Annotated in this window: 5 protein-coding genes; 1 reads left to right on the top strand and 4 read right to left on the bottom strand. The window is 66.2% G+C overall.

The features are described from left to right. Window positions 1–998: 998 nt before the first annotated feature. The 3 genes from AC1DWT_RS49300 to AC1DWT_RS49290 all read right to left on the bottom strand — a co-directional run bounded on the left by AC1DWT_RS49300 (window position 999) and on the right by AC1DWT_RS49290 (window position 3,618). Window positions 999–2,108, bottom strand: a complete 1,110-nt coding sequence (locus tag AC1DWT_RS49300; RefSeq protein ID WP_477926067.1) for a YVTN family beta-propeller repeat protein — start codon at window positions 2,106–2,108, stop codon at window positions 999–1,001. A 238-nt stretch (window positions 2,109–2,346) separates the two neighbouring features. Next, window positions 2,347–2,934, bottom strand: a complete 588-nt coding sequence (locus AC1DWT_RS49295) for a hypothetical protein (protein ID WP_477926066.1) — start codon at window positions 2,932–2,934, stop codon at window positions 2,347–2,349. Window positions 2,935–3,255: 321 nt separating this feature from the next. Then, the gene (locus tag AC1DWT_RS49290; RefSeq protein WP_477926065.1) at window positions 3,256–3,618 is read right to left on the bottom strand and encodes a hypothetical protein; all 363 of its coding nucleotides are present in this window, start codon (window positions 3,616–3,618) and stop codon (window positions 3,256–3,258) included. 393 nt (window positions 3,619–4,011) lie between these two features. Between AC1DWT_RS49290 and AC1DWT_RS49285 the strand changes: the two genes are divergently transcribed. Beyond that, complete coding sequence (locus AC1DWT_RS49285) at window positions 4,012–4,650, top strand: DUF2510 domain-containing protein (RefSeq protein ID WP_477926064.1); 639 nt, start codon at window positions 4,012–4,014, stop codon at window positions 4,648–4,650. A 126-nt stretch (window positions 4,651–4,776) separates the two neighbouring features. On the opposite strand, the gene AC1DWT_RS49280 is transcribed toward AC1DWT_RS49285, so the two are convergent. Then, window positions 4,777–5,217: hypothetical protein (locus AC1DWT_RS49280; RefSeq protein ID WP_477926063.1), on the bottom strand; the 441-nt coding region annotated here is incomplete at its 5' end.

Raw genomic sequence — 5,217 nt, 5'->3', positions numbered from 1 at the left:
GTGGATGGCGACGCCCGCTTCGGCGGGCGAGGGATGCGGTGCTCCTATCGCCGCCCCGGTCCGTCCTCATTCGGGGGTAGCGGGCCGGGGCGCATGAGCGCTGGAAGGCACTGCCTTGTCCCGTACCGATGCACATTCTCCTGTTTGGGTTCGTCTTCTTCGTGGCGAACTTTCTGTTGAACCGTGGCACGCCGATTGCCATGACGTCTGCGACCTCCCTGACCGGTTTGAGGGAGGTCGGGCCTGGTTGTCCGCAACGAGGTGCTTCTGGGTTTTCGCGTACACGGGCACCGGGATTTGCTCGTGTGCGCTGTGCTACGACGGTGAGGGTCATGCTCGTGATCTCCGTCGTGAGCGTCGCCGTACCGCGCGCGACCTCGCGGAGGGCTGTCGCCGGTGGGATGTCGGCAATGCCAGGGCTTTCGACGACATCGTTGTACCGCATCGCAGGCGGGATTGGTGGAGGTGGCCAGTAGGCGCCGTCACCTCAGTAGCAGGTATTGATGCAGGAACAGACGCGGCCCGGCGGGTCTCGTATCGGTGCAACTGTGCTGGACCCGGTCGGCTCTCGCCGGCGATGGTGCCCTTTCTCGCGGGCTATAACCACCAACGGGGTATTTGTATTGGCTCGCAGCGGTTTCGAGGGCATGGCCGACACGAGTTCGCACCCCCGAGGGTGTGCGACGGGGTGGCGCGCCAATGACGTCGAGTGTGCTGACTGGGTTGCCGCTCACAGGGTCGCCTCGAGGGGGCACGCTGGGAGGGGCCGGTCTGTTCGCCCCTGGGTTGGGCGTGGCACTGCGGGCGGTGCCCGATTGTCTTCGCGGATCTCGGTCGATTTCGAGTCTCCGCGGGTGGCCGCACGACGGCATCTCGACCCACGCCGGGAACCGGTGCTTCCCGCGGCGCCGGAGTACCTCAGATTGGCAATGCAGTCGTTGCCGGACCCAGCGGGGAGGGTTGGACGTGGAGGGTCCCTGTCGGGGACTCGGCCCGGGTCAGCTCCCGAAGATGGTTCCGAGTGATCCGGTGCCGGGTGGGGTGGGTGGTGTGGTGGTCGGCGGGTCGGTGGGGGTGGCTGTTTTGGAGACGACGGAGACGGTGTCGTACTGGCTGGTGACATAGGCGTCGGCGCTGTTGGGTGTGACGGCGATGAGTTGGCCGTTCTCGGTGATGGGGACGGTAGCGGTGACGGTTCGGGTGGCGGTGTCGATGACGGTGACTGCGTTGGTGGGAGTGCTGTGGGCGATATAGGCGGTGTGTCCGTCGGGTGCGACGTCGATGCCGCCCGCGGCTGCCGCAACGGGAATGGTCGCGGTGACGGCGCGGGTTGCGGTGTCGATGACGGACACCGAACCAGCGCTGAACCCGTCCATCCCGGTGACATACAGCGTGCGACCGTTGTCGGTGATGTCGATGGCAAGCGGTGATCCGGTGGCGGGGATTCTGGCCGCCACCGTGCCGGTGGCGATGTCAACGACGTCGATCGCGTTGCCGGAACTGTCGGTGACGTAGGCGGTTCGACTGTCGGGGGAGACGGCGAGGAACATTGTCGTCCCTCCCAGTGCGAGTGTGTTGCTCACGGTGTTGGTGGCCGTGTCGATGATCGTGAGGTGGCCGTCGAACTGGCTGGCGACGAGAACCTTGGTCCCGTCAGGGGTGACGGTGACGCCGAGTGGGCCGTCGCCGACGGGGATCGTTGCGGTGACGGCGAAAGTGGTTGTGTCGATGACGGAGACGGTGTCGTCGCCGTTGCTGCCGGCGTACACGGTCTGGCCGTTGGGGGAGACGGTGACGCCGACGGGGAAGTTCCCAACCGCGACGGTGTTGAGGACCGTCTTGGTGGCGGTGTCGATGACTGACAGCTGCCCGGGCGCGCCGTCGTCGCCGTGGGTGACGTAGGCCCGCGAGCCGTCCGGGGAGATGGCGATTCCTTCTGCCAGCCCGTTGACCGGGATCGTGGCCGTGACCGCATAGGTTTCGGTCGGAGCCGACCAGACTGTGGGCGCGCAGAGCACGGTTCCAGTAATGCCGACGGTCGCGCACAAGGCCACGCGCACGAGCGTCCGCGTGGCCTTGTGCCGGAGCCGGGATCGATACGCCGTCATGGGTCCCCCTCGAGTTCCTCGTCCGCCCGATCGCCGGCCCGGATCCAGCGTGACGCTACTTCCTCGGCGCTACGTGTTCACCGCTGGGCATGCTGACACGCAGTCCGGACACGGGTATCCGAGAAAGACGGTGCACCTGTGTCATTCACGCGACATACATTCCGCATGCGGTGATGCACCTTCGAGCGGCGGTCGCCCCGCGACCAACAGGGTCTTCGGCCTGTGGGGTCGATGTGGGTCATGAGGCGAGATCCGGCGTGAGGGAAAGCGCGGCCTGCGCCAGCCACGGATTGTGGTAGCGGGCGTAGTTGCACGGTCCTGCCGCGGCGAGCCGGCCCGCGAGGTCCCTGGCTGCCGCGTCCAGTGGCAGTTCGGCGAACTGGTCGAGGCTGATGTCATCGTCGATCCAACTGACTGCGACGGCATCACCACCGGCTGCCCGGTGAACCGGCGTCTCGAACTCCAGGGCGTCGTACTGGTCCTGCAGTAACGCAACGGGACGCCCGGCAGCCTTTTCGAGGATCGATTGCGTCACGAACACTGTGCCACTCAGGAACGGCCCGTCTTCGTCCTTCACCAGGCACAGGTAGTAGGTCTCGATGGCGCCGACGTTGACCGTGAACAACCGGCGGCTCTCGCCGGTCCTGTTGGTGGTCGGCAGGCAGCTGACCGCCCACGCTTCCTGCTGCGTCGCCGCTGCGTTCGCGATGGCGGTGTCGAGGTACTCGCGCAGAATTGCCACGGCATCGTCGTGTTCGGACAGGGACTCGAGTTCGCGAAAGTTCTTCTCGGAGGCCGAAGGGTACTGCTGACCGGAGGTGGGCATTGTGCTCCTGAAGGTTCCAACGACAACGCCATTAGAACTGACGGCGGGATCGACCGGTGAGGACGACACCAGACATAGAAGAGACAGATCGCGCAGTCTGAAAAGACAGGTGCGACGAGGTGGTCAAGAACGAGGCGGACTGCATTTCCGCCTGTCGCCCCTTCCCGCACGTGATCCCGACCGGACAGTTCTTCGGACCACACGACCTCTCCAGGCCAGGCACCGAACGCACTTCGCCTCTGGTGGCTTCGCACACCTGACGAGGTGGCCGAATCGAAACGACGACGAGTGCCGCCAGTCTGCCCGGGACTGGATTGGGTGTCAGCCCGCGTAGGTCGTCGCGATTCCGTGCGATGCGTAGCCGATAGCGCCCCCGATGACAGCGCCGATGATCGCGCCGGGTACCGCGCCGACGACGAAGAAGGGGAGCCCAGCGATACCGCCGAGCACGCCACCGATCGCTGCGCCGACACCGGTTCGCAGTTCTACGGTGTCGCCGGGCGGCAAGGCTACATCTGTTGCGGGCAGTGCGAACACGGATGTAGCGGGGCTGTCGGCGCTCTGCTGCGTTGACACGGGCGCCTCGACGTGGGGCTGCGCGTTGGCTGAGGGTGTTGCAGCGGGGTGGAACAGCAGCAGCGTGGCCGCGAACAGTGCGAGGACAAGTGTGACGGGGGTCTTCATGGGATCTCCTCAAGTGTATGTGTCCTGCGTACTCATACCAGGTCCCGCGTATAGCTCGTCGATCGGCGAATGCTTCACCCCTTCAATGTCATTCATCTGATATACAGTCGTCGGCCGGGGCAGGGCGAGCATGCAGTAAGTGGGGCATCGACGTCGGATCCCGCGGCGCTCCTACGCTGGCGGCGAAGGGCCCCTCAACGGGAGAACTGAGAATCACGCGGCGGAGTGCCCGTTCAGGTTTATCGGGGGTGCGTCGCGGCTGCGTCCCTCCCGCAGTCCGCGATTCACGCACAGCCTGAGACTCAATTTCTCTCGGTGGCAGTGTCGTTCAGGCGAATGACATGGTAGACGCCGGTACTTTGGGTGTCCGGTTCGTCTGCTATCAATGCCCCTATGACAATTCCCGCGTCCTGGCAGCCCGATCCGGAGGATCCCCAGAACTCGCTGCGCTACTGGGACGGTGCGCAGTGGACCGGGCACACCCAGCCCCGCGTCCCGACCGGCGATCAGACCACAGTGTCTCAGGGGCCGGGCAGCAGCGGGACGAAGCGGAAGAAATGGCCCTGGGTCGCCGGTGCGGCCGTGGTGGGCGTTATCGCGGTCGGCGCGTTCACCAACAACAGTGAGCAGGCAAAGCCGGCACCCGCCAGTGTCGTCGCAACCAGCACGACCGCGGCGACCAGTACGACCCGGATGACGACGTCCGTCTCGGCCTCGGGGGCTGCGTCGGCGACATCGTCGGTTCGTCTTGCTCCTGCCGCCCCGTCGACCACGCCGGTCGCGGTGACCACGACGCCGGCCTACATCCCGCCGCCGGCGGCCACGACGCCGGCCTACGTCCCGCCACCGGTGGTGACCACGCCCGCGTATGTGCCTCCGCCGCCCGCGTACACGCCGCCGGCGTCCTCGGGGCCGGCGACGGTACACCCGGGATCGTTCTGCTCCGGCGGAACCGGCGTCTCCAGCACCGGCAAGCCGATGGTGTGCGCGACAGCAAAAGACGGCAAGATGCGCTGGCAGTCGGCCAACTAGCACCATGATGCGGCGCTCCACCGCGATACCGGGGCTCGACAGACCCGCCAGCAGGGCACGTTCGAGTCCGAACTGGTCACGAGTCTCGGTCTCTCAGCGCTGAGACCTGAGCATGGGGCAGGGCTGTCAACTGCCGAAGAATGGCAGTCCCGGTCGGGTGGGTTCGGGTTCTGGTTGCGGTGTGGTGCTCCCGTCGACGGTGAGGGTGAATTTGTCGCTGCCGGCGGCGGATTGCACGTCGCCTTGGAGCCAGCAATAGGCCTCGACGGTGTAGTCCCCGGTGTGGGGCACGGTGATGAGGAATTGTTTGGTCTCACCGATGGATGCGCCGAAACCGGGGACGCTGGCTTGGGGCAGGGTCGGCCACATCCATGGCATGTCGCCGCCGGTGTCCTGGTGGTCGGTCAGTTGCGGGAAGCACTCGATCCCCGGGTATGTCAGCGGGCCGGGGTTCGGGTTGGTGACGGTGGCGCGGACGACGAGCCCGTCCGCGTCGGCGGTGATGGTCGGCGCCAGAACCGGTTCCGCGGCACTGGCGGGACCAGCACCGAGGAGAAGTGTCCCGGT

Source organism: Rhodococcus sp. P4_B6 (assembly GCF_056402215.1).
Note: the sequence above shows the minus strand (reverse complement) of the source record. Positions and strands in the feature narration are given on the sequence as shown.

Coding starts and splice junctions, on each gene's coding strand:
- AC1DWT_RS49300 (WP_477926067.1), bottom strand. CDS start 2,108: ATGACGGCGTATCGATCCCGGCTCCGGCACAAGGCCACGCGGACGCTC.
- AC1DWT_RS49295 (WP_477926066.1), bottom strand. CDS start 2,934: ATGCCCACCTCCGGTCAGCAGTACCCTTCGGCCTCCGAGAAGAACTTT.
- AC1DWT_RS49290 (WP_477926065.1), bottom strand. CDS start 3,618: ATGAAGACCCCCGTCACACTTGTCCTCGCACTGTTCGCGGCCACGCTG.
- AC1DWT_RS49285 (WP_477926064.1), top strand. CDS start 4,012: ATGACAATTCCCGCGTCCTGGCAGCCCGATCCGGAGGATCCCCAGAAC.